Genomic DNA, 24,652 nt, shown 5'->3' with positions numbered 1-24,652 from the left:
GAGGATTGCACCATGTCCCACCCCTCCACGATGTCCCGTGAACTGACACTGGCCGAACCACAGATAGTGCACGATCTGCGCACATTCGTAGGACGTGCGCGTGCAGCCCAGGACGGGGCAGTGCGGCTTCAGGCCGTGGGCGGGGTGCTGGCAGCATATGTCTGCATCCTCGGTCCACGCATCCTCGGAGAGAACCTGCCGACTGTGCTCGGCCTGCGTACCATGCCTCTTCGGGAACCCGCCCAGCTGGACACCACCGTGGCGTTGGCATCGGTCTCCGACCGGCTTGCGCGCATGGGGGATGACGACGTCGTCCTACCGGTGCCGCCGGTGACCGTCACCGAGATCTGGGCAGGAGTTCTGCCTCCGCGGGCTGGCTGGGAGCAGCAGGGAACCGTTTCGTCCGACGCATTACTCACCGCGGCTTCGGACGGCATCCGCGAGATCGCGGAGGCGGTACCGCAATCGCCCGGAGCGATCGTTGTCAACAACGCCCGGGGGGTCGTGTGGGCCCGACCGATCGAGCAGGCGCCCGCGGAGCTGCCCGCAGGCGCTGCTTTCGGAGCTTTCGCGCTGGGATTCCTGGTTCCCGGAAAGCAGGCCGCCGTATTCACGAATGGCCGCTGGACCCGGCTCACCACGGACACCGGTCACGTCCTTGTCCGGCGGGCTGCGGTTCTCTAACCCTAAACCGCACCAGCCTGGCGAGGCGGACCGCTGAGGGCGTCAGGCGGAGTTCACCATGGAGTGTGCGGCGCGTTCCAAATAGTCCCACAACGTCGCCTCGTGCAGGGGCGAGAGTTCCAGGGAGTCCACGGCGTCGCGCATGTGCTTCAGCCAGCGGTCGCGGGCTGCTGGAGTGACCTGGAACGGCTGGTGACGCATACGCAAGCGGGGGTGTCCGCGGGTCTCGCCGTACGTTTTGGGTCCACCCCAGTACTGTTCCAGGAAAAGCAGCAGGCGCTCCTTGGCGGGGCCAAGATCCTCTTCCGGGTACATGGGGCGGAGGAGCACATCTGTTGCCACACCGTCGTAGAACACGTCGACCAGGCGAACGAACGTGCCGTGCCCACCTACGGCTTCATAGAAATTGTCAGTGTAGGAAGGCTGATCGAATCGCGGGCCAACAGGAGTTAGACGCGCGATAGGCTCGCCGAAGCGCGACGGGATGGGGATAGGGCCGGGTGTTTCACTGCTCATTGGCTTTTTCCGCCTTTTCGTCGTCGGTGGCAGGAGGGACGTAGTTTCCCTGCGATCGGTTGCCTACCTTCATGATGTCACCGTTGCGGATGTACCAGATTGCGCCGTTCTCATCCACCATGCGGGTGATCCGGAGGCCCACGGACTGCACTACACCCACTGTGTCGCCGACTTCAATGACGTCACCGATGCCGTACTGGTCCTCGATCGTGATGAAGAACCCGAGAAACGCGTCCCGAATCACTTCCCGGGCACCGAAACCGATCGCAATACCGACAATCCCGACACTCGCAAGGATGGGGCCGATGTTGACTCCGAGCTGTTCGATAGCGGTCATGATCGCGATGATGGCGATGGTGACGGCCGTCGTACTTCGCAGCAACGCCCCGATTGTCTCAGCGCGCTGCATTCGGCGCTTGTGATCAAGCGTGCGGAGAACCGGCTGTGCCCACCGGAAGTGCGGCTTCTTGAACATCTCGTACCCGTTTTGAACGCGGCGTACCATGCGGTTGATCAGCATTCGCAGGAACAACCACAGGATGAGGGCGGCCAGCAGTATCAGTGCGGCGGCGATGATGTTACCGCCGTAACCGAGCTGGTCAAGGAACTGCATGCGAAAAACCTTTCTTAGGGGGCACTCGCGGTCCGGGAAGTTCACGGCACAGGCGGCCACGGCACAGGGAGCAGGTCAAGATTACCGTCGTAGGCTGGGCGCAATCGCATTCTGGTGCTCGGCGGCACCGTTTCCCCTCCCGCGCTGTCGCCCGCCCCGCTCCTGCATGCGTACGACGACGCTGGACCCGCGCCGCTGGAACAGTACCGGCAGGCGAAGGTCGCTGAGGACTGGTGCCGTGTGCGCTGTGGAGGAGACTATTCGCGGAATGCTGGAGGACGAGCTCGTAGGCGGAGTGCAGCGTCAGCGGCGCTCCGGGCTGTGAGCGACCACGGGCTGAATTTGCTCAGGCTGTGGTTTTCTCGCGGGACGGCTGGCTGAGCGGTCCCGCGGTACCCCCTACCATCACCACCGGCTCATGCTGGACGGGGAAGTTGACCGATCTGCCGATGAAGCAGGCCCTAGCGGCGTCGGCATGAATGGACTGGGCCGTATGCTTCGCCGCGCTATCAGTGATAGTTACCCGCGGCTTCAGCGTCACCCTCGTGAATTCGCCGCTGCCATCCGGGTTGAGGCGCATTGTGCCCTCGGCGGCGTCTTCGTAGGCAGTGACAACGACGCCGTTCTTCACCGCCATGTGAAGGTAGGAAAGCATATGGCACTGCGAGAGCGCTGCCAGCAGAAGCTGCTCCGGATTCCAGTGGTCCGGGGAGCCATGGAAAGTCGGGTCGGCTGATCCGAGGATGACCGGCACACCGTCGGAGGACACCTCGTGGTCACGGGAGTAGGACCGGTATGCCGAGGTGCCTTCTCCACGGTTGCCGGTCCACACCACACGTACAAGATAGTGATGCTCGGAAAGATTCATAGGCACAAAGTACACCCGATGGCCCGGAACCGCAGAAGGGCGGCTGCTTGCCATCGGGTGCACGGAAAACGCTACTTGTCAGCTGCCTGGGCCCTCAATGCGCGTGCAACCCCGTCGCGATTCTCCAGCGTGAGACGACGAAGGGAGGCAAGATCCGAATCGAGCGTGCCAAGGAATTCATCGGTCGCATCGAGCGTCGCTTGTGTCGTCAGGCGTGAGGGGTAGAGGCCCACGATGATCTGCTGGGCGATTTCATGGGTCCGGCTCTCCCAGACATCCTTCGCTGCAGCAAAGTATTTGGCGGCGAACGGCTCGAGCAGGGCAGTGTCGTGCACACGGGTGAACCCTGCAATCGCTGAACGCTGCGCCGCATTCGGCATGTCCGAGCGATCAACGATGGCGGCCCACGCCTGCTGCTTCGCCTCGGGCGTTGGAATGGCCGCCTTTGCCTGGGCGGCCGCAAGCGCGCCCGTGGCGGTGGCGTCCCGCTCGAGTTCAGCATCGATGTCCGGCTGAGCCTTGCGTCCGCCCACGACGAGACTGGTCAACAGCTCCCAGCGCAGGTCCGCGTCGACGGTCAGCCCTGCAGGCGCCCCCGACTCATCGAGGATTCCTTCGACGATGTCGAGCTGGGGATCGGTCTGCGCGTGTACGGCGAACGCCTTCACAAACTGCAGCTGGGAGTCTGAACCGGCCTCCGCACCCTGCGCCAACTCCCACAGGCTGTCCGCGGCTGCGATTTCCATTGCCTGCCGGTCCTCGGGATTCACATAGAAGAACAACGTGGTAGCCAGCTGCCGGAGAAGTACAAGAACGACGGACGAATCCGATTCCGAAGCGATGTTCTGAAGGATCAGCTCAACATAGTTGCGCGCAGGAGTTTCACCGTCGCGTGCGGCATCCCACGCGGAAGCCCACACAAGCGTCCGGGGCAAAGATTCGCGGAAATCCCTGAGCGATCGGGTCGCGGTCCGCAGCGACTGGTCGTCCAGTCGGATTTTGGCGTAGGCCAGGTCATCGTCATTGAGCAGCACCAGGTCCGGCCGCTCCAGACCGACGAGCTCTCCAACCTCCGTGCGCTCTCCGGCAATATCAAGCTCCACCCGGTGCGACCGCTCGAGCTGGCCGGTCTCTGACCGGTTGTAGAAACCAATCGCGAGGCGGTGGGAACGGATCGTGGGGTAGTCCTCGACCGCCGTCTGCTGGACAACGAACGAGGTAATGACGCCGTCGTCGTCGGAACTGATCTCTGGACGGAGGGTGTTAACACCGGCAGTCTCCAGCCACTGGGCGGACCATTCGCCAAGGTCGCGGCCACTTGCCCTCTCCAACTCAACCAGCAGGTCGGAGAGCTCGGTGTTGGACCAGGCGTGCTTGCCGAAGTACTCCCGCACACCCTGCATGAACTTGTCCTGGCCCACCCAAGCCACCAGTTGCTTGAGGACTGATGCGCCCTTGGCGTACGTGATCCCGTCGAAGTTGACCTGCACGTCCTCCAGGTCATTGATGGGAGCAACGATGGGGTGGGTTGAGGGCAGCTGGTCCTGACGGTAGGCCCACGCCTTCTCAAGCGAGGCGAAAGTAGTCCACGACTGCGTGAACTTCGTTGCCTCCGCCGATGCGAGGGTGGACATGAACTCGGCGAAGGACTCGTTCAGCCAGAGATCGTTCCACCAGCGCATGGTCACAAGGTCGCCGAACCACATGTGCGCCAGCTCGTGCAGGATGGTGATCGCCCGGCGCTCGATGGTGGCTTCGGTGACCCGGGATCGGAAGACGTAGCTTTCGAGGAAGGTTACTGCGCCGGCATTCTCCATCGCTCCGGCGTTGAACTCGGGCACGAAGAGCTGGTCATACTTCTCAAAGGGGTACGGGGTGCCGAACTGTGCCTCAAAGAACTCGAATCCCTGGCGGGTCAGTTCGAACACATTCTCGGCGTCCAGATGCTGCATCAGTGACTTCCGGGCGAAAACGCCCAGCGGAATGGTGCGGCCATCGGAGCTCGTCAGTTCGCTGCGCACGGACTGGTACGGCCCGGCAATCAGCGCGGTGACGTACGAGGACAGCACGGGTGTCGGTTCGAATGCCCACGTGGAGCGAGCTCCGCCGTCGTCCGCTGAACCGGCCTGTACGGGCTCAGGGGTCGGCGAATTGGAGATGACATCCCAGTGGGACGGCGCTGTCACGGTGAAGCGGAACGTGGCCTTCAGATCCGGCTGTTCGAAGACAGCGAAAACGCGTCGGGAATCGGGAACCTCGAACTGCGTATAGAGGTAGACCTCGTTGTCCACGGGATCAACGAACCGGTGGAGGCCCTCGCCGGTGTTCATGTACAGCATGTCGGCATCCACAACCAGCTCGTTGGAGGTGGCGAGGTTGTCCAGGCGGATACGCACACCGTCGGCCACATCTGTGACGTCAAGGTCCACACCGTTAAGCGTCACCCGGTGCACGGCAGAGGTAACAGCGTCAATGAAGGTGGACGCACCCTGCTCGGCGTCGAAGGAGACCACGGTGGTCGATCGGAAAACCGAGCCCCCGCGGGTTAGGTCGAGATTGATGACGTAGCTGTGGACGCTGACTGTGGCCGCCCGCTGGCGTGCTTCGTCCCGCGTCAGGTTCATACCTGGCAAGGTGATGCCTCCGAGAGTAAGGAGTGGACTGACCGCGTTGTAACACGGTGTGATCCACCTTACGCAGAACTTAGATCCTTCACCATTTCGCCTTTTCCGCGCCAATTCCTCAGGGGCATTCGCCTGAACGCCGAGCTCAACCTGTTCACAAGGTCGTCTCCTTACCGTTGCACCAGCACGACAGTCGTGCGACGCCTCGCCACCAGTGGCGATTCGGTTGATGCGGCTGTCCGGACTGCATAGGAGTGTGAACATGTCCGCGAGATGGAGCACTACAAGGGCCACCGCTATCGCGTCGGCGCTCGCGATCGGCGGGAGCGCGATGGTTGCTATGCCCGCGATCGCCGCGCCAGGTGAGGCGAATGCGTCGGCTGTGAAGATGCAACTCTCCCTGGAACTCGGTGGTACAGCCGTGCTGGAGGTCGATGCAGCCGCAGCAACGAAAGGACCACCCGGGGGGGAGCTGTTGATCCCCGACCTTTCAGCTCACTTCGGCACGCTCAAGGGCGCCGCTGCAGCTGGCGTCGCAACGCTCGACACGGTGTCAGGCGAGGGTGGTAGCAGCAGTTCCGCGCTTGTCGAGGACCTTTCCGTATCTGTTCTCGGCGTGAGCGCCGTGTCGGCACAGCAGGTGTCTTCGTCGGCCGATTGCCTTTCCGGCGCGCTTCCGGAGGCTGAGACTGACGCGCAGGGCGTGACAGTGCTGGGCACCGAAGTCGATCCGACAGGCATCCCTGCTGAAGGCCTTGAAGTAAAGGCCTCGGCAACTGTCCCCGGGATGACCCGCGCAGACGTGATCGCGAAGGTCCGCCCTGGTAGCACAAGCTCCAACGCGTCATCAGCGAAGGTGAACGGTCTCTCCGTCAATCTCCTGCTCAAGGGCAAAGTGACGGAGGTAGGCGAAATTGCCTCCATCTGGCTGGGCAGGATCTCGATCGGTGACGTCAGCTGCGAGCGCGTGGACCGGCCCGCTGCTCCGTCGGCCGAGGAGCTGACGCCGGCTGACGGCGTGACAACGGGCGGCGACACTGTGACGATGCATGGGTCCGGCTTCACGGCGGATACAACGGTGAGCGTCGGAGGGAAGGCAGCGGGCGACGTCGTCGTTCTGTCGGATACGGAACTGAGCTTCGAGACGCCGGCCAACGTCGCAGGCCCTGCGGCTGTGACAGCGACAACTCCCTCGGGCACGACCAACGCACTTGAGTTCATTTATAACGAACCTGCCCCGGAGGCGCCGGAGGTCGACGAACTCGACCCGGATGAAGTTGCAGCTACGGGAGGTAAAGAGGTCTGGGTCTTTGGCTCCGGCTTCATCAGCGGCCGCACCAGCGTCACGATCGGCGACAAGGTCATTTCACCCTCCGACGTTGAAGTGATGAACACCGGCACCCTCATCATCAAGGCTCCGGCGCATCCCGCCGGCACCGTCCCGGTGAGCGTCACCACGCCGGTCGGCACCAGCGGCTCCATGGAACTCACGTACCTGGCGGTCACCGTGCCACCGACCATCACATCTGTTTCCCCGAACTCCGGCCCGCTGGAGGGCAACAACGTCGTGACGCTAAGGGGCACCGGCTTTGTTCCGGGGGCCACTTCAGTGACTATGGATACCGCCTCATTCCTGGACGATGACGTCACTGTTATCTCCGACACCGAACTCTCCTTCCTGGCTCCCGCCGGGACGGAAGGCCCGGTCACCATTTTCATTACGACGGCGGCAGGTCCCTCCAACGAGGTCACATACACGTACAGCGCGACCGCCGTCCCGACGGCGCCGACCGCCGTGTCGCTGACGCCCAGCTCCGGTCCGGCGGCAGGCGGGACACCAGTCACGGTTGTGGGAGATGGTTTCCTGCCCGGGGAGACCTCCGTGACGATCGGCGGAGTGAACATTCCGGTAGAGAGCGTCACCGTAACGTCGGCGACCGAACTCTCCTTCATTGCTCCAGAGCATGCTTCCGGGAACGCGGACGTGGCGATCACGACACCGCATGGCACCTCCAACGCGCTGAGTTACTCCTACGAACCTGCGCCGCAGCCCTCTGTTGCCATCCAGGGACATGACTTCTCCGGTGACGGGAAGGTGGATGTGTTGGCTCGGGATAGGGACGGCCGGTTGTGGCTGTACCCGGGTAATGGTGCCAAGGGGTGGCAGCCACGGGTTCAGGTTGGCACGGGCTGGAACTCGATGACGAGCATCGTCGCTCCCGGTGACTTCTCCGGTGACGGGAAGGTGGATGTGTTGGCTCGGGATAGGGACGGCCGGTTGTGGCTGTACCCGGGTAATGGTGCCAAGGGGTGGCAGCCACGGGTTCAGGTTGGCACGGGCTGGAACTCGATGACGAGCATCGTCGCTCCCGGTGACTTCTCCGGTGACGGGAAGGTGGATGTGTTGGCTCGGGATAGGGACGGCCGGTTGTGGCTGTACCCGGGTAATGGTGCCAAGGGGTGGCAGCCACGGGTTCAGGTTGGCACGGGCTGGAACTCGATGACGAGCATCGTCGCTCCCGGTGACTTCTCCGGTGACGGGAAGGTGGATGTGTTGGCTCGGGATAGGGACGGCCGGTTGTGGCTGTACCCGGGTAATGGTGCCAAGGGGTGGCAGCCACGGGTTCAGGTTGGCACGGGCTGGAACTCGATGACGAGCATCGTCGCTCCCGGTGACTTCTCCGGTGACGGGAAGGTGGATGTGTTGGCTCGGGATAGGGACGGCCGGTTGTGGCTGTACCCGGGTAATGGTGCCAAGGGGTGGCAGCCACGGGTTCAGGTTGGCACGGGCTGGAACTCGATGACCTACATCCTCTAAACACCATCATCGGGCGATTCTGCCCCGCAGGAAGGCCGACAGGCTGCCAACAGCCTGTCGGCCTTCCTATGGCTGATTGTGGTGCGGTTGGACCGGGGGCTCTTCCCCAGTCCTTTCCTCAAGGTATTCCTAGCGTCCGCTCGGCACTGTTGACCTTGGGCAACGTTTCTACTGCCCACACCGGCAGCGGTCTCGTTCGCCGGAGCACTTGGAAACCATCAGGGAGACGATGATGCATTCGGACGGTAGGCACAACGCAGCGGGGGCCAACCCCCGTGCGAGCAAGATATGGAGAGGGACCGGTATCGCTGCTTCAGCGGTTGTGCTCCTGTCCACCTTTGGACCACCACCAGCTGGGGCTGCGATCCAGCCGGCCGCCATACTTCCGGCGGCTGTTGCCACAGGCCCTCAGGGGGAGGTCGGTCCGGTTAACCCGGTGACTGGCTACCCGTACTGGTATGGCGACAACAATGGCCTCCGGCTGGAGCTTTGCCTGGATGTCGCCACCGTGTGTCCGGTGGTCGCGGAGGGCTACGACCCGTCACAGCCCCCGGCAATCCCAGGCAACTTCCCTGACGAATCCTTCTGGTGGTCAGCTGAAGCCGCGCTTGCGCTGCCGGGCGGGGAAGAGGCCCGCCTCATCATGGCCACGGAAGCTGCGTTCGGCGGAGCCGGCGATGTTGCCCAGGGCCAGCAAAACGCATTCGCTCGTATGCGCATCCGTTTTGATGAAGCGCAAGCAAACGCCACTTATACGGCAACGACGCCCTATGGTGTCTTCGAGGTCACCGCAGATGACCGTGGGCGCGTCCGCTTCACGGAGGATCTTGGCTGTCTGCAGCAGCCCTGCGACTGGACTGAGCCGCTGGACGGAAAGATCGGCCCGTTCCTCACCTGGGACAACACCTTGCCCGCCGCCCCCGCCGGATCCATCGGCGACCCGAACGTCGAGCACACCGTAACCGGTAGCCCCTCCAACACTAACTATTTCAGCCTTGAAGGGCCTGGCCTCGCACGGGTCCAGACCGACCTCTTCGCAGTGCAGGGCAAGATCGCTACAGTACGGGCGCATGTAGACAAGCCCGGTGGCACCTACAAGGAAGCCACGACCGTAAACATCCAGGCCTCCTTCCCGGATGAAGCAACGATTGTCTACACGACTGACGGCTCTGTGCCGGCGGTAGCCGAGGACGGTTCGGTCAGCAACGGGGTACTTTGGGAGCCAACAGTTGGCGACGCCGACGTCGCACCGGTAACGCTCGCTACACCGGGAACTACCGTTCTGAACTACATGGCGGTCAGCATGGCGGATCCGGAACAGCGCACTGCCGTCCAGAGCGAAACCTACAACCTGGATGCCACCAGCCCGTGGATCGATGCTTCTCCGGACGCCGCGCTCCCATCCCACGCCGGGCCTCAGCAGGTCACGCTGACGGGAACGGCTGCGACCGGAACGGCAAGGGTTTACTACACTCTCGACGGGTCGGATCCGACGTTCACAGCAGGCGGCGCAACGGGCACCACAAGCGAGTACACAGGTACACCGATCCCAGTGGGGCATACGACAACAATCCGGGCCGTCGCCGTCGATAACACCGGCAGGGCGGGCGAGATCCGGGACTTCCGCTACGTCATTCATAACCTGAAGGCACTCGGCCCTGTTTCTGCGGCTCCTGACAGCCACGGCTATCCCGCCTGGATCGAGGACAACAACGGCGTGCAGCTCGACCTCTGCCTGGACGACCCGCTGTGCCCCATCATTGAGGAGCTTCCGTTCCCCTTGGATCCACTCGAGTTCCCACGGAACTTCCCGGGCGAGTCCTTCTGGTGGGCCGCTGAAGCATTCCTTCCCGTCGACGGCGAAGAAGTCCGTCTGACCCTCGCGCTTGAAGCTGCGTTCACCGGCGAGGGAGCTGCCGTCGGAGACGAAGTCGCTTTCGGTCGCATTCGCGTCCGTGGCGACGAGGTCTTCGAGATCGGTTCCATCTACGAGGTCACCCATCCCTACGGATCGTTCCAGGTTGTCGCCGATGATACGGGTAGCCTCCGCTACACGGAGGACCTCGGCAGCATGAACGGCGATGGTGTCTTCGAACCGTTGCTCGAATCGAAGATCGGACCGTTCCTGCAGTGGACTGAGGGCGCTCCTGCCGGCTACCTCGGTGATGGGTCAACCCCGCACGCAGTTACGGGTAGCCCCTACAACACCAACTACTTCGAGATCCGCCAGGTTACGAACTCCCTGGGCGAAACGGTCAACAGAAGTCTGGGCACGACTACCAACTTTGTTGTCCAGGGCCGCACGGTAGGCGCAACCCCACCGGCAGTCCCGACTGCTGCTGCAAGCATCCCGGGCGGCGCCTTCAATACACAGCAAACGGTGGCATTGACGTCCAGTCCGGCGGGCCTGCCGATCTTCTTCACCACGGACGGCACGGACCCCGAGCCCGACGGCGTTCAGTACACCGAGCCCATCGCCATCACGGCAGACACGATCCTGAAGTTCATGGCACTGAACCAGGGTGTGCCGTCGCCGGTCGTCACGGAGACGTACACGATCGACACGGTGGCTCCGGTGCTCTCGACAACGACACCGGGCGGCACCTTCACTGCGGCCACGACGGCGACGCTCGCCGCCACCGAGGGTGCGGCCATCCGCTTCACCACTGACGGTTCCCAACCCACCCTGACCAGTACCCTCTACACCGGGCCCATCACCATCGCACAAACGACGACGCTTCGGGCGATTGCAGTGGACGCCGCGGGCAATGTGAGCCAGCTCGGAGAATGGGTGTTCACGGTCAATATCCCCGCTGCCATCCAGGGACATGACTTCTCCGGTGACGGGAAGGTGGATGTGTTGGCTCGGGATAGGGACGGCCGGTTGTGGCTGTACCCGGGTAATGGTGCCAAGGGGTGGCAGCCACGGGTTCAGGTTGGCACGGGCTGGAACTCGATGACGAGCATCGTCGCTCCCGGTGACTTCTCCGGTGACGGGAAGGTGGATGTGTTGGCTCGGGATAGGGACGGCCGGTTGTGGCTGTACCCGGGTAATGGTGCCAAGGGGTGGCAGCCACGGGTTCAGGTTGGCACGGGCTGGAACTCGATGACGAGCATCGTCGCTCCCGGTGACTTCTCCGGTGACGGGAAGGTGGATGTGTTGGCTCGGGATAGGGACGGCCGGTTGTGGCTGTACCCGGGTAATGGTGCCAAGGGGTGGCAGCCACGGGTTCAGGTTGGCACGGGCTGGAACTCGATGACGAGCATCGTCGCTCCCGGTGACTTCTCCGGTGACGGGAAGGTGGATGTGTTGGCTCGGGATAGGGACGGCCGGTTGTGGCTGTACCCGGGTAATGGTGCCAAGGGGTGGCAGCCACGGGTTCAGGTTGGCACGGGCTGGAACTCGATGACGAGCATCGTCGCTCCCGGTGACTTCTCCGGTGACGGGAAGGTGGATGTGTTGGCTCGGGATAGGGACGGCCGGTTGTGGCTGTACCCGGGTAATGGTGCCAAGGGGTGGCAGCCACGGGTTCAGGTTGGCACGGGCTGGAACTCGATGACCTACATCCTCTAAACACCATCATCGGGCGATTCTGCCCCGCAGCACAGAGGAAGGCTTGCGATGCTGTCCCAGCGTCGGAAGCCTTCCTCTGTGCTGCAGATACTTACGTGGTGTAGCTGCGTGCCAGCAGCCAAAGGCGCAGCGGTGTGCCCACGGCGCATCTCGCACACCGACTTGCCTCGGAAGAGTCAGCGGACGGCTCTAACTCGATCACCTGGAACTAACCAGAAACAACTCCGGATCAGCAACCGGTTCCAACGTGGTCGGTGGTGCCGGTAGCACCGCCGACCACGCACCCCCAGCAGGACCCGCCGGTGACCCCCTCCATCCCGTGCGTAAGCCGACCTTCCCGAGGAAATGAAAGCGAGGTCGGTCGGCTGAGCCGGCTCGGCTGCCCGCTGGGCGCCCAAACGCCTCCGCGTTACTGCAGGGCGGAACCGGCAGGCAAAGGCGACGGCACGCGTGATCCGGACAGGTCGGCGCGCCACGACGAAGAATCGCCCGGCAGTGCGTGCACACCTCCGTCATGCTGATTCACGCCGAAGGTTACCGTCGGGTCTTGGTCAGAAGGAAGTCCAGGCGGTCCTCCTGTCGCCGGGAGGACCGCCTGGACTGGAAGAGAGGGCGGGTCGGGCCTATTCACCATCCCAGAAAGCCGGAGCGGCCTTCATGGGGTCATTGAGGTCAACGTCGCCGGGCTTCAAGCCGACGCTGAACTGGGTCATCATGTCGTGGTCCTCATGAGGCAGGTTGTGGCAGTGAATCATGTACTTGCCCCGATGCGGACCGAACTTCATGAGCAGGCGGACCGTTTCTCCCTCGCCGACGTAGACCACATCCTTTGGTCCCATTTCGTAGGAGAACGGAGCCCGGCCGTTGCGGCTCAGGATCTGGAAATCGACCAGGTGGATGTGGATCGGGTGGAACCAGCCGCCGGAGCTGTTTTCAAACTCCCAGATCTCCTGTGCACCGAGGTCGGGATCTGCGCACACGCGGCGGTACCCGCTGGCGATGATGTCGGCCCAGGAGTCCTCACCGATGACCCAGACACTATCGTTGCGCTTTACCTCGAACTTCCGGACGCGGGTGTCACGGGTCGGACGGAGATCCATCACCTCGTGGTTGGCCAGCGTCTGCGGGATCGTATTCCAGGTGTGATCCGTAGTGTCCACGGGTTGGTCGGTCACATCGAAAGCCATGATCCGGTCGGTGAAGTCGTAGTCCACGTTGTTCTTGTTCGAGAGATTGCGCAGTTCCACTCGCTGACCAGGCTGATATGCGGAGAAGTCGACGAGTATCTCGTAGCGCTCTGCGCCGGCATGACGCCAGGACTCAACCGACTGGGTCTTGGGCATGAGGCCCCCGTCGGTCGCCACGATATGAACGGGCTCGCCGGTGCTCAGAGTCGGGCGGAATGAACGGGAGATCGACGCATTGAGGATACGGAAGCGGTATACGCGGCGTTGCACCTTCATCACCGGCCACGGCTTGCCGTTGACGAGGATCACGTCGCCCCACAACCCGGAGTGCGAGTTGTCGTCGTAGGCGAGGCTTCCATCGGCAGCGAACATCGCGTCAGAGAAGGTCAGTGGGACGTCGAACTCGTTCTGCGGCAGCAGCTCCCGCTCAGCAGGGTCATGCATGCAGAACTGCGCCGAGAGTCCCGAGTAGGCGTTTTCCGCGGTGTGGTGCACGTTGTGGTCGTGGTACCAAAGCGTTCGGGCGGACTGGAAGTTGGGGTACTCGTAATTCTTCGCGAACCCCGGGGGAGTGACGTCGCTGGCATAGCCGTCGAATTGGGGGAGCGAGGCCGAACCATGCAGGTGTGTCGAGGTGGAAAGCGTGTGACCGTGCAGCGGGTGCGTCTGAGGCAACTGGTTCCGGATCTTGAGCACGGCCCGCGTCCCCTGAAGGAGGTCGATCGTGGGGCCGGGGAAGATTCCGTTGTAGCCAAGAATCGGCGTCGTCAGGCGCGGCAGGATTTTTGCGGTGCCTGCCTTCTGCGTGACGCTGTAGTAGTGGACCTTGGCGCCGTCCGGTGCGCGCCCAACCGCGTACGGCTCCAGGATAGGCGGGACCGTAAGAGGTGTCCTGTACGGCAGCGGCATATCGACGTCGGCGAGCTTGCTGGCCGACTTGGCGCTGATGGAACTGAAGGGGACAGCAAGCGCCCCTGCGCCAATTACCCCAAGTCCCCCCATGGTGAGGACCTGTCGCCGAGATACAGACATCGGTCTTCCTTTCTTAGGATGTATCGAAAGGATGTACTTCGGTGCTTGGAGAAAACTAGGGCTGCACCCTGCCACACGGCGCACAGCCACGGGAGGTGCGGGCCAACCAGGCACTAATCTTGGATCAGACCCCACCCAGAACTTCGGAACGGACCTTACATGCGCGTTCATATCGCAACCGACCATGCCGGCATGGAACTCAGTGCACATCTCGTTGAGCATCTGAGCGCCAGGGGATTCGAGATGGTCGACCATGGCCCGTCTGTGTACGACGCCGAGGACGACTACCCCTCGTTCTGCATCAACGCCGCGGTGGCAGTAGTTGACGACCAGCTTTCCGGCGTCGAAGCCCTCGGGATAGTGCTGGGCGGTTCCGGGAACGGCGAACAGATCGCGGCAAACAAGGTCCGTGGCGTGCGCGCAGCGCTGGCCTGGAATCTGGACACCGCACGGCTTGCGCGGCAGCACAACGACGCGAACATCGTGGCGCTCGGCGGTCGGCAACACTCGTTGGAGGAAGCCACCTCCATTGTTGAAGCGTTCCTCGCAGAGCCGTTCAGTGGTGCCGAACGCCACGTGCGCCGAATCAGCAAGATCGCCGTGTACGAGACCACCGGGGAGATACTGCCGTAGTGCCCGAAGGTCACTCAATACATCGGCTTGCGCGGCAGTTCACGTCCGTGTTCACCGGTGAGCGGCTGCAGTTGAGCAGCCCGCAGGGTCGGTTCTCCGCCGGAGCGGAGCGCCTCAACGGGGCTGTCCTGACCGGCGCCCGGGCGCACGGCAAACAGTTGTTTCTCGAGTTCGACAACGACCTGGTGCTGCGCGTCCACCTGGGGTTGTACGGAGCGTGGAGCTTCGGTGGAGACAGCGAGTTTCGAGGGGCCTCCAGCATCGGCGCCCCACGCCGGGTGGGAGAGCGGGAGACCGCCGACGACGACGGCGCAGCCTCCTACGCCGGCCCGCCGCCCTCGGTGGGAGCTGTACGGGTTCGCCTGGTGTCCGAACATGGCTGGGCGGACCTGCGCGGTCCCACTGCGTGCGAGCTGATCACCGGCGCCGAACGCGACGCCCTCATTGGGAAGCTCGGACCTGATCCGCTTGATCCGGATTCCGATCCTGCCGAGTTCGTCGAGCGGGTGCGGCGTACCCGGACGGCGGTGGGTCTCTCACTCATGAATCAGAGCGTCATTGCGGGTGTCGGCAATGTCTACCGCGCTGAGGTGCTGTTCCGGCACCGGTTGCATCCCTGGCTGCAAGGTGTTGCGTTAGCCGAAGGCGACGTGCTGGCGCTGTGGGACGACCTCGTCCATCTTATGAACGACGGAGTCCGTGAGGGTCGGATTATTACGACGAAGCCGGAACACCGGTCAGCCGAACATTTGGAGGCCTCGGAGATTCGGACGGAGGACGCACACTACGTCTATAAGCGAACGGGCCTGGAATGCCGGATCTGTGCTACGCAGGTGGCGATGGCCGAGATGGGAGCGCGGAAGCTCTACTGGTGCCCACAGTGCCAGGCACGCTGAATCCGCTGCCGCTGCTTGGAAACTAGAATGGATCAGGCGCTCGATGCGCCTGATCCATCAGGGGAGTGGAGGGGATGACGGGAATCGAACCCGCGTAATCAGTTTGGAAGACTGAGGCTTTACCATTAAGCTACATCCCCGGAACCGGCTGTCTTTCAGACTCGCGAACACGTTGACTCTCCGCGATGGGCTGGAACGCATATAACTACATCACAGGGCCGCCCAATTCTCAAAATGTGCAACGATGCCGTTTCTTTCGTAGACTTGCCTCTGCACTAACGGGGTGTAGCTCAGCTTGGAAGAGCGCCTGCTTTGGGAGCAGGAAGTCGCAGGTTCAAATCCTGTCACCCCGACTCTGTGTTGAACGGTGCAGAACTCTGCATCAAGCGGTGCAGAAGCGATCCTTTGCCGGATCCGTATACCCGGTGCAGAACCGATCCCTATCATTCAGGAGTACTAGGCTGTGAAGAGCGCTGTCGAAAACCTCACTCCCACGCGAGTGAAGCTCAACGTGGAGGTCCCTTTCGAGGAACTCAAGCCGAACATCGAAGCTGCCTACAAGACCATCGCAAGCCAGGTGCAGGTTCCGGGTTTCCGCAAGGGCAAGGTCCCCAACAAGTTGATCGACCAGCGCGTCGGCCGCGGTTACGTCATCGAGACCGCGATCAACGATGGGCTGAACGGTTTTTACCAGAGCGCCGTTCAGGAGACGAAGATCCGTCCCTTGAGCCGGCCCGAGGTTGAGATCACCGAGGTTCCGGATCCGTCCGCGCAGGACGGCCAGCTTCTCTTCACCGTCGAACTGGACGTCCGTCCGGAGATCGAGCTTCCCGAATACTCCGGCCTGGAGGTAACGGTTGAGGCTGCCAAAGCGTCCGATGAGGACGTTGTGAAGGCACTCGACGAACTTCGCGGCCGTTTCGGCACCCTGAAGGAAGTGGACCGTCCGTCGACCGACGGTGACTTCCTCACCCTTGACCTGACTGCGAAGATCGACGGCGAGGAAGTGGATTCCGCTGCCGACATCTCCTACCAGGTTGGTTCCGGCACCATGCTCGAGGGCATGGACGAAGCAGTCACCGGCCTGAGCGCGGAGGAATCCTCGACCTTTGAGACCACCCTCGCCGGTGGTGAGCACACCGGCAAGGCTGCAGAGGTAACCGTCGTCGTGAAGGCAGTGAAGGAGCGCGAGCTCCCCGACGCCAATGATGACTTCGCCCAGCTGGCCAGCGAATTCGACACCATCGATGAGCTGCGCGCCGACCTGGCGAAGCGATCCGCCGAGGACAAGCTCGTCGAGCAGGGCGTCGAGGCCCGCGACAAGGTCCTGGAGAAGCTCCTCGAGCTCGTCGAGGTTCCGGTGCCGGAATCCGTTGTTGAGGAGCAGCTCGAGCAGCACTTCAACTCCGAGAGCAGCCACTCAGCCGGAGCTGACCACGACACGGAAGAGCACCGCGCTGAAATCCGTGAGAACACCCAGCAGGCCTTCCGCAATGAGATCGTCCTTGATGCTGTTGCTGAAAAGGAAGAAATCGGCGTCAGCCAGAACGAGCTGATCGACTACATCGTCACTTCAGCCAGCCAGTACGGCATGGATCCGAACCAGTTTGCCCAGATGCTGGATCAGAGTGGCCAGGTTCCGATGATCGTCGGCGAAGTACGCCGCCGCAAGGCTCTCGCCAAGGTGCTGGAGCTTGCTGTTGTGACTGACACGAATGGCGAGACTGTGGATCTGTCCGACTTTGTGCGTCCGGCAGGGGAAGCCGATCAGGCTGGGGGAGAAGGCGCACCCGTCGAGGATGCAGCTGCTGAAACGCCCGGCGCAAGTGCCGTCGATTCCGATGCACCCGTCGAGGACACCGATGGTGCGAACGCGGAGCCTACCAAGGCCTAGTCTTCCAACGCTTCGTCAGATGCCGTCAGCCCCGTGCTGGCGGCATCTGCCGTTAAGGGATCCGCCTCCTAACGCCGTCAGCGAACAGTTGAGGGCGCGGGAGCAAAACATCAACCAAACAGGTTAGTGTCCAGTGAGAGAAAAACCTGAGTGAGAGGTCAATCAGCAATGGCACCCGAATACACCACACCGACCATGGCAACCGTTGATCCTGCCAGCCGTGACGACTACATCTACAACCGTCTCCTGCGGGAGCGCATCATCTGGCTCGGCTCAGAGGTGCGGGATGAGAATGCGAACGCCATCTGCTCGCAACTGCTCCTGCTCTCCGCAGAGGATCCCGAGAAGGACATCTTCCTCTACATCAACTCGCCCGGCGGGTCCGTCACCGCGGGTATGGCTATCTACGACACCATGCAGTTCATACCGAACGACGTGGTCACCGTCGCTACCGGGCTCGCGGCGTCCATGGGGCAGTTCCTGCTGTCGTCCGGAACCAAGGGGAAGCGTTACGCCACCCCGCACGCACGCATCCTGATGCACCAGCCCTCCGGCGGAATCGGCGGTACCGCTTCGGACATCAAGATCCAGGCGGAACTGATCCTGCACATGAAGCGGGTCATGGCCGAACTGACGGCGGAGCAGACCGGACAGTCTGTGGAGACCATCCTCAAGGACAACGACCGCGACAAGTGGTTCACCGCGCAGGAGGCCCTCGAGTACGGGTTCTTCGACAAGATTTCCGCTCATGCGGGTTCCGTCTCCGGCGGCGGCGGAACAAACCGCGACTGACCCGTACAGCCCACTTTCACTGACCTGCCACACAGGAGGCACCATGAATCACGATTTTTCTGCCGCGGCCGGCGGCCGGGCCCCCCAGCTGCCGAGCAACCGCTACGTCCTTCCCCAGTTCGAGGAGCGCACGCCCTACGGTTTCAAGCGCCAGGATCCGTACACCAAACTCTTTGAGGACCGCATCATCTTCCTGGGCGTCCAGGTCGACGACGCCTCCGCAGATGACGTCATGGCGCAGCTGCTTGTCCTTGAATCGACCGACCCGGAGCGGGACATCACGCTGTACATCAACTCCCCGGGCGGCTCCTTCACGGCCATGACTGCAATCTACGACACCATGCAGTTCATCCGTCCCGAGATCCAGACAGTCTGCCTGGGCCAGGCTGCGAGTGCGGCGGCCGTACTGCTTGCTGCCGGAGCGCCCGGCAAGCGGCTGGCGCTGCCCAACGCCCGTGTGCTGATCCACCAGCCGGCGCTTGGCGGAGGCCAGGGCGGTCAGGCCTCGGACCTTGAGATTCAGGCTAACGAGGTTATGCGTATGCGCGCCTGGCTCGAGGATACGCTGGCGCTGCACAGCGGGAAGACTTCCGAGCAGGTCAACGTTGACATTGAGCGGGACAAGATTCTGACCGCGGAGGATGCCAAGGCCTATGGCCTTGTCGATGAGGTGCTGACCTCACGCAAGATCACCCCGCCGAAGATCAACAAGCCGTAGCGGGTTGTGTGGCGCCCGTGGTGTTCGGTAATAGAGGAAGACCACGGGCGCTATATTGCTGATTCGGGCCACCAAGTGGCCTAGAGTGGAACTTAGTCGACGCATGGAGACCGTCCCATCAGACATCAGTTGGTAGCGGCCGAAGACTTCGGCGGAACACACCAGTACCACGTAAGGGGACTGACACATGGCTCGCATTGGTGAGAGCACCGATCTACTCAAGTGCTCTTTCTGTGGCAAAAGCCAGAAGCAGGTCCGAAAGCTCATTGCGGGCCCGGGCGTCTACATCTGTGACGAATGCATTGAATTGTGCAACGAAATCATCGAGGAAGAGCTCTCTGAAGTAGCCGACCTCGGTACCTTCGAGCTGCCGAAGCCGCGCGAAATCTTTGATTTTCTGCAGGAGTACGTAATTGGCCAGGAGCCGGCCAAGCGTTCACTGGCAGTCGCCGTCTATAACCATTACAAGCGCATCCAGTCCGGACATACGCCCCGCGCATCCGCCAATCTCTCAGACGCTTCGCCGGCCGAAGATGTAGAGATCGCAAAGTCAAACATCCTGCTGATCGGACCCACGGGTTGCGGCAAGACGTACCTCGCCCAAACCCTGGCCCGACGCCTCAACGTGCCTTTCGCGGTCGCCGACGCAACTGCCCTCACGGAGGCCGGTTACGTCGGCGAGGATGTCGAGAACATCCTTCTCAAGCTCATCCAGGCGGCAGACTATGACGTCAAGAAGGCCGAGCAGGGAATCATCTACATCGATGAGATCGACAAGATCTCCCGCAAGAGCGAGAACCCTTCCATTACGCGGGACGTATCCGGTGAGGGCGTTCAGCAGGCTCTGCTTAAGATCCTCGAAGGCACAGTCGCCTCAGTGCCTCCGCAGGGCGGACGCAAGCACCCCCACCAGGAATTCATCCAGATCGACACCACAAACGTTCTCTTCATCGTGGCGGGGGCCTTCGCTGGACTGGAAGAGATCATTGGGTCGCGGGCAGGACGCAAGGGTATCGGCTTCGGCGCACCGTTGAGCTCGTTGAAGAACGAAGAAGCAAGTTACGGTGACGTCATGCCCGAGGACCTGCTGAAGTTCGGACTGATCCCGGAATTCATTGGACGCCTTCCGGTAATCACCACGGTGACCCACCTTGACCGTCCGGCCCTGATGCAGATCCTCACCGAACCGAAGAACGCGCTGATCAAGCAGTACCAGAAGATGTTCGCCCTGGACGGCGTTGAACTGGTCTTCGAGCCACAGGCCCTCGAAGCGATCGCTGATCAAGCCCTGGAGCGGGGAACAGGCGCACGTGGCCTCCGTGCCATCATGGAGGAAGTACTGCTTCCCGTGATGTTCGACCTTCCCAGTCGTGAGGACATTGCCACAGTTGTCATCAGCGCTGCCGTGGTCGACAAGTCCGCCGAGCCGACCCTTATTTCGCACGACGTCGTCGCCAAGCGGCGCAACAAGTCCGCCTAGTCGCGACTAGCCAGGACGGCACTCGCCGCGGGAATACCGGCCGCCGGGGTCAGGTTGGCAGGGTAGGAGGGCGCGCCATCGTGACCGCCCGTACACCCTCATTCCAATCAACCAAGGAGTTCTGTTCATGACTGCTGCTACCGACACTGCGAAGAAGGCCGACTTCTGGTTCGACCCGGTCTGCCCGTTCGCGTGGATTACCTCCCGCTGGATGGGCGAGGTCGAGAAGGTCCGCAGCGTTTCGGTCGATTGGCATGTGATGAGCCTGTCCGTTCTCAATGAAGGTCGAGATCTGCCGGAGGATTACAAGGCAGGCATGAAAGAGGCGTGGGCTCCCGTCCGCGTAATCATCGCGGCGTCCGAACTGCACGGCCCCGACAACATCAAGAAGCTCTACGACGCCATGGGCCGCCGAATTCATGCTGGCGGCAACAAGGACTATGGGGTCGTCATCCGCGAAGCGCTGGAAGAAACGGGGCTTCCTGCCTCGCTGGCGCAGTATGCGACCACCGATGAATTCGACGCGCAGCTGCGGGCGTCCCACCAGGAGGGGATCGACAAGGTAGGAGACGAAGTCGGCACTCCGGTCGTGGCCTTCGACGGCACCGCATTCTTCGGTCCTGTGCTGACGCGCATCCCCCGGGGAGAAGAAGCCGGTCGGATCTTTGACGGCGCTGTGATGATGGCCGGTTTCCCTGAATTTTTCGAGCTGAAGCGCTCCCGCACCTCCAGCCCCAGCTTCGACTAGACCGGGCTGGAGCCAAATTGCACGGATAGCAGCTAAACCCCTCCGGTGACAACCGGAGGGGTTTCGCTGTTATCAGCTGAAGCGCGGGTCAGGAAGGCTGTGCCGGTGGTTCTGCGGGAGCCAGGCGGACGTCGCTCACCGATAGGTCGCCTTGGTGCACACGCAGTTCAAGGTCGGCCGCGTTGCCAGCCGCGCTGAGATCGGAACGCGCGGCTTCAAGCCGGCGTACCTGCGCCTCAGAGCCGCTGATGACAGCGGAGAGTACCTCGGTACGCTGTTTGACCTTCGCTTCCGACTTCGCCTTGCGAAGCCCACCGAGTGCAGCACCGACGGTCGCGAGCATGCCGGTGTCCGCGTCCAGGGCCGTTGCGGTGAGAGCGCCGGAAGCCGGCCATGCCGCACGGTGCACCGACCCGTGACGCCACCAGCTCCAGACCTCCTCCGTTGCGAAGGGCAGGATGGGGGCGAAGAGCCGCAGCAGGCGGTCAAGAGTAGTGGCCAATGCAGCGAGAACTGATGCCTTCTCCGCCTCACCTGCGCTTCCGTACGCGCGGTCCTTGACAAGTTCCACGTAATCGTCCGTGAACGACCAGAAGAACGTCTCGGTTAGCTGCAGGGCTCGCGCGTAATCGTACTTTTCGAATGATGCGGTGGCCTGCTGCACCACCTCGTCCAGCGACGCCAGCAAGGAACGGTCAAGCGGGTTGGTGACCGCCGCAGCATCCTCGCCGACGATGTCGGCCTCCGTCGCGCCGAGGTTGAGCACGAACTTTGAGGCGTTGAGCAGCTTGATAGCCAGCCGGCGGCCGATCTTCATCTGTGCAATTTCATACGCCGTGTCCGCTCCGAGCTTGGCGGATGCTGCCCAGTAACGCACCGCATCGGAACCGAACTGGTCGAGGGCGTCGGTGGGCACCACGACGTTGCCCTTGGACTTCGACATTTTTTTGCGGTCCGGGTCCAGGATCCAGCCGGAGATTGCCGCGTGCTTCCACGGCGCCGAATCCAGCAGGGAATCTGCGCGCACGACTGACGAAAACATCCAGGTTCGGATGATGTCGTGCCCCTGCGGACGCAGGTCGAAGGGGTACACCTTGCCGAAGAGATCCTCGTCCCGCGACCAGCCGCCGATGATCTGCGGCGAAAGCGACGACGTCGCCCAGGTGTCCAGGACATCCGGGTCGCCCATGAAACCACCCGGTTGGTCGCGCTGGGACTCGTCGAAGCCCGGTGCCGGTTCGGCCACGGGATCCACGGGAAGCATGTCATCGGACGGAAGGATCGGGTTCCCGTAGTCCGGTGTCCCGGCCTCGTCCAGCGCGTACCAGACGGGGAAAGGCACGCCGAAGAACCGCTGGCGCGAGATCAGCCAGTCACCGTTGAGGCCCTCGATCCAGTTCTCGAAACGGCTGCGCATGAAGGAGGGGTGGAAATCGATCTCGCGTCCGCGGGCAATAAGCCCTTCCCGGCGATCCGCGTCCCTTCCGCCGTTGCGGATGTACCACTGGCGGCTGGTGACCACTTCGAGCGGCTTGTCGCCCTTTTCGAAGAAATTCACCGGGTGGGTGATCTTCTTCGGCTCGCCGTCCAGCAGACCGGCCTCAGCAAGCATGTCAGCCACGGCCTCTTTCGCCGAGAAAACTGTCTTGCCGGCGATGCGCGCGTAGTTGTCCCGGCCCGCCGTCGTCGTAATCCAATCCGGTGTTTCCGCCAGGATGCGGCCGTCGCGGCCGACGATTGCCCGCGTGGGCAGCTCGAGTTCCCGCCACCAGGTCACGTCCGTGAGGTCGCCGAAGGTACAGACCATCGCGATGCCGGCGCCCTTCTCCGGCTTGGCGAGGGGATGCGCCTTGACCTCGACCTCGACGCCGAACAGGGGGGAGGTGACGGTCTTGCCGAAGTAGGGCTGGTACCGCTCGTCGTCAGGATGAGCCACAAGGGCGACGCAGGCAGCGAGAAGTTCCGGGCGGGTGGTCTCGATGTGGATCAGCGTGCCGTCCACGGCCTCGAATGGATAGCGGTAGTAGGCACCCGGAACCTCGCGGTCCTCAAGCTCGGCCTGGGCTACGGCGGTGCGGAAGGTCACGTCCCATAGCGTGGGTGCTTCCGCGAGGTAGGCATCGCCCTGCTTGAGGTTCGCCAGGAAGGCCCGCTGCGATACCGCACGCGAGGTCGAGTCGATAGTGCGGTACGTCAGGCTCCAGTCCACGGACAGGCCGAGGGACTGGAAGAGGTGCTCGAACACCTTCTCGTCCTCAACCGCAAGCTCCTCGCACAGTTCGATGAAGTTCCGGCGGGAAACGACGTCGAAGTCGCGCTGATTCTTTGCGGGCTGCGCGGAAGGCCGGTAACCGGCGTTGTATGGCACGGACGGGTCACAGCGCACGCCGTAATAATTCTGTACGCGGCGCTCGGTGGGCAGGCCGTTGTCGTCCCAGCCCATGGGGTAGAAGACGTTCTTGCCGGTCATGCGCTGGTAGCGGGCGATGACGTCCGTCTGGGTGTAGGAGAAAACGTGACCAACGTGCAGCGAACCGGACGCGGTGGGAGGCGGGGTGTCAATGGAGTAGACATCCCCGCGCGTGGTCTCCGGATTGAAGGTGTACGTTCCTTCGGCGCGCCAGCGCTCATTCAGTGCGGCTTCAAGCCCTTCAAGGGCGGGCTTGTCGGGAACGTGGATGGGGGCGGGTGTGGGCGTGTCTGTACCCTCGTGTGTGTGTGCCATGAATCGATTGTTTCACGCTGGCTGTCCCGACCTGCGACGGGTGCATCCGGTGGGCTAGTTTGAGGTCATGACTTCGGCACAGAACAGGGCAGCAGTTGTAACAGGAGCGAGCTCGGGAATCGGCGAGGCCACCGTTCGGCGCCTGGCCGCGGACGGCTGGAAGGTTTGGGCCGTGGCCCGCCGGCAGGACCGGTTGGCCCGCCTGGCAAAGGAAACAGGCGCGCTTCCCGTGGCACTCGACATCACCGACGACGACGGCGTTGCCCGCCTGGTGGGCGAAGTCACCGAAGGCGGCGGCATCGACACCCTCATCAACATCGCCGGCGGCGCCCGTGGGACCGACTGGGTCGCGGACGCGCGAACCGAGGACTGGGAATGGATGTACGAGGCAAACGTGCTCGGCACCATGAAGCTGGTCCGCGCATTCCTGCCGATGCTGAGGGAGAACAAGAACGGCACGGTGCTGAACCTGACCTCGACCGCGGCACTGGTTGCCTATGAAGGCGGCGCCGGTTACAACGCCGCCAAGGCAGCCCAGCACGCGCTGACCCAGGCGCTGCGCCTCGAGGAGGTCGAACACAATGTCCGGGTGGTCGAGATCCTGCCGGGCATGGTCCATACCGAGGAGTTCTCCCTGAGACGGTTGGGAGACGAAGCTGCGGCGGAGAAGGTGTACGCGGGTGTCGAGAAGCCGCTCTCGGCCGAAGATGTGGCCGATGTTGTGTCCTACGCCGTTTCCGTTCCCCATCACGTGAACCTGGATCAGATCGTTGTGCGTCCGTTGGCCCAGGCGGCGGCACACAAGGTGATCCGCACGAGCTGAACGCGCTCCTTATGGAGCTGACCTGGG

Annotated in this window: 17 protein-coding genes and 2 tRNA genes; 12 read left to right on the top strand and 7 right to left on the bottom strand. The window is 62.7% G+C overall.

Going from position 1 to position 24,652, the window contains the following annotated elements:
• Positions 1-12: 12 nt before the first annotated feature.
• The gene (locus M1D74_RS09210) at positions 13-684 is read left to right on the top strand and encodes a hypothetical protein (RefSeq protein WP_309070814.1); all 672 of its coding nucleotides are present in this window, start codon (positions 13-15) and stop codon (positions 682-684) included.
• A 42-nt stretch (positions 685-726) separates the two neighbouring features.
• On the opposite strand, the gene M1D74_RS09205 is transcribed toward M1D74_RS09210, so the two are convergent.
• The 4 genes from M1D74_RS09205 to pepN form a co-directional block, all read right to left on the bottom strand.
• On the bottom strand, positions 727-1,200 hold the full coding sequence (locus tag M1D74_RS09205; RefSeq protein WP_309070813.1) for a globin: 474 nt from the start codon (positions 1,198-1,200) through the stop codon (positions 727-729).
• Positions 1,190-1,813, bottom strand: a complete 624-nt coding sequence (locus M1D74_RS09200) for a mechanosensitive ion channel family protein (RefSeq protein WP_309070812.1) — start codon at positions 1,811-1,813, stop codon at positions 1,190-1,192. Before M1D74_RS09200 ends, M1D74_RS09205 begins: the two co-directional genes overlap by 11 nt.
• A 346-nt stretch (positions 1,814-2,159) precedes the next feature.
• Positions 2,160-2,681 carry an OsmC family protein gene (locus tag M1D74_RS09195; protein ID WP_309070810.1) on the bottom strand — a complete coding sequence of 174 codons (522 nt, stop codon included), beginning with the start codon at positions 2,679-2,681 and terminating at the stop codon, positions 2,160-2,162.
• A gap of 71 nt (positions 2,682-2,752) precedes the next feature.
• Positions 2,753-5,305 carry an aminopeptidase N gene (gene pepN, locus M1D74_RS09190; protein WP_309124061.1) on the bottom strand — a complete coding sequence of 851 codons (2,553 nt, stop codon included), beginning with the start codon at positions 5,303-5,305 and terminating at the stop codon, positions 2,753-2,755.
• A gap of 262 nt (positions 5,306-5,567) precedes the next feature.
• Between pepN and M1D74_RS09185 the strand changes: the two genes are divergently transcribed.
• Together M1D74_RS09185 and M1D74_RS09180 are read left to right on the top strand one after the other, a co-directional pair.
• Complete coding sequence (locus M1D74_RS09185) at positions 5,568-8,123, top strand: IPT/TIG domain-containing protein (protein ID WP_458115132.1); 2,556 nt, start codon at positions 5,568-5,570, stop codon at positions 8,121-8,123.
• Positions 8,124-8,559: 436 nt separating this feature from the next.
• Positions 8,560-11,697 (top strand): chitobiase/beta-hexosaminidase C-terminal domain-containing protein, encoded by a 3,138-nt coding sequence (locus tag M1D74_RS09180; RefSeq protein ID WP_458115131.1) that lies wholly within the window; start codon positions 8,560-8,562, stop codon positions 11,695-11,697.
• Positions 11,698-12,320: 623 nt separating this feature from the next.
• Here M1D74_RS09180 and M1D74_RS09175 read toward each other — a convergent pair.
• Entirely contained in the window at positions 12,321-13,916 is a 1,596-nt protein-coding gene (locus tag M1D74_RS09175) for a multicopper oxidase family protein (RefSeq protein WP_309072364.1), read from the bottom strand.
• A gap of 159 nt (positions 13,917-14,075) precedes the next feature.
• Between M1D74_RS09175 and M1D74_RS09170 the strand changes: the two genes are divergently transcribed.
• Positions 14,076-14,549, top strand: coding sequence for a ribose-5-phosphate isomerase (locus M1D74_RS09170; RefSeq protein WP_309072363.1), 474 nt, complete (start codon positions 14,076-14,078; stop codon positions 14,547-14,549).
• A complete protein-coding gene (locus M1D74_RS09165; protein ID WP_458115130.1) occupies positions 14,549-15,445 on the top strand; it encodes an Fpg/Nei family DNA glycosylase in 897 nt (298 codons plus the stop codon). Before M1D74_RS09170 ends, M1D74_RS09165 begins: the two co-directional genes overlap by 1 nt.
• A gap of 66 nt (positions 15,446-15,511) precedes the next feature.
• Here M1D74_RS09165 and M1D74_RS09160 read toward each other — a convergent pair.
• Positions 15,512-15,585, bottom strand: a tRNA-Gly gene (locus tag M1D74_RS09160).
• Positions 15,586-15,724: 139 nt separating this feature from the next.
• Here M1D74_RS09160 and M1D74_RS09155 point away from each other — a divergent pair.
• From M1D74_RS09155 to M1D74_RS09130, 6 genes are all read left to right on the top strand, one after another.
• Positions 15,725-15,798, top strand: a tRNA-Pro gene (locus tag M1D74_RS09155).
• A gap of 110 nt (positions 15,799-15,908) precedes the next feature.
• Entirely contained in the window at positions 15,909-17,339 is a 1,431-nt protein-coding gene (gene tig / locus M1D74_RS09150; RefSeq protein WP_309124074.1) for a trigger factor, read from the top strand.
• 195 nt (positions 17,340-17,534) lie between these two features.
• Positions 17,535-18,131, top strand: a complete 597-nt coding sequence (locus M1D74_RS09145) for an ATP-dependent Clp protease proteolytic subunit (RefSeq protein ID WP_309070035.1) — start codon at positions 17,535-17,537, stop codon at positions 18,129-18,131.
• Between the two features lie 43 nt (positions 18,132-18,174).
• On the top strand, positions 18,175-18,849 hold the full coding sequence (locus M1D74_RS09140) for an ATP-dependent Clp protease proteolytic subunit (protein ID WP_309069959.1): 675 nt from the start codon (positions 18,175-18,177) through the stop codon (positions 18,847-18,849).
• A gap of 187 nt (positions 18,850-19,036) precedes the next feature.
• Entirely contained in the window at positions 19,037-20,329 is a 1,293-nt protein-coding gene (gene clpX / locus M1D74_RS09135) for an ATP-dependent Clp protease ATP-binding subunit ClpX (RefSeq protein WP_309069960.1), read from the top strand.
• Positions 20,330-20,456: 127 nt separating this feature from the next.
• Positions 20,457-21,077, top strand: coding sequence for a mycothiol-dependent nitroreductase Rv2466c family protein (locus tag M1D74_RS09130; protein WP_309124075.1), 621 nt, complete (start codon positions 20,457-20,459; stop codon positions 21,075-21,077).
• An 88-nt stretch (positions 21,078-21,165) separates the two neighbouring features.
• Here M1D74_RS09130 and valS read toward each other — a convergent pair whose 3' ends face one another.
• Entirely contained in the window at positions 21,166-23,802 is a 2,637-nt protein-coding gene (gene valS / locus M1D74_RS09125) for a valine--tRNA ligase (protein ID WP_458115129.1), read from the bottom strand.
• Positions 23,803-23,869: 67 nt separating this feature from the next.
• Between valS and M1D74_RS09120 the strand changes: the two genes are divergently transcribed.
• Positions 23,870-24,625 (top strand): SDR family oxidoreductase, encoded by a 756-nt coding sequence (locus M1D74_RS09120; protein WP_458115128.1) that lies wholly within the window; start codon positions 23,870-23,872, stop codon positions 24,623-24,625.
• The last annotated feature ends 27 nt before the right edge of the window (positions 24,626-24,652 follow it).

This window comes from Arthrobacter sp. D2-10, from assembly GCF_054161285.1.
The sequence above is the reverse complement of the archived record's forward strand: the minus strand, read 5'-3'. Positions and strand labels throughout refer to the sequence as shown.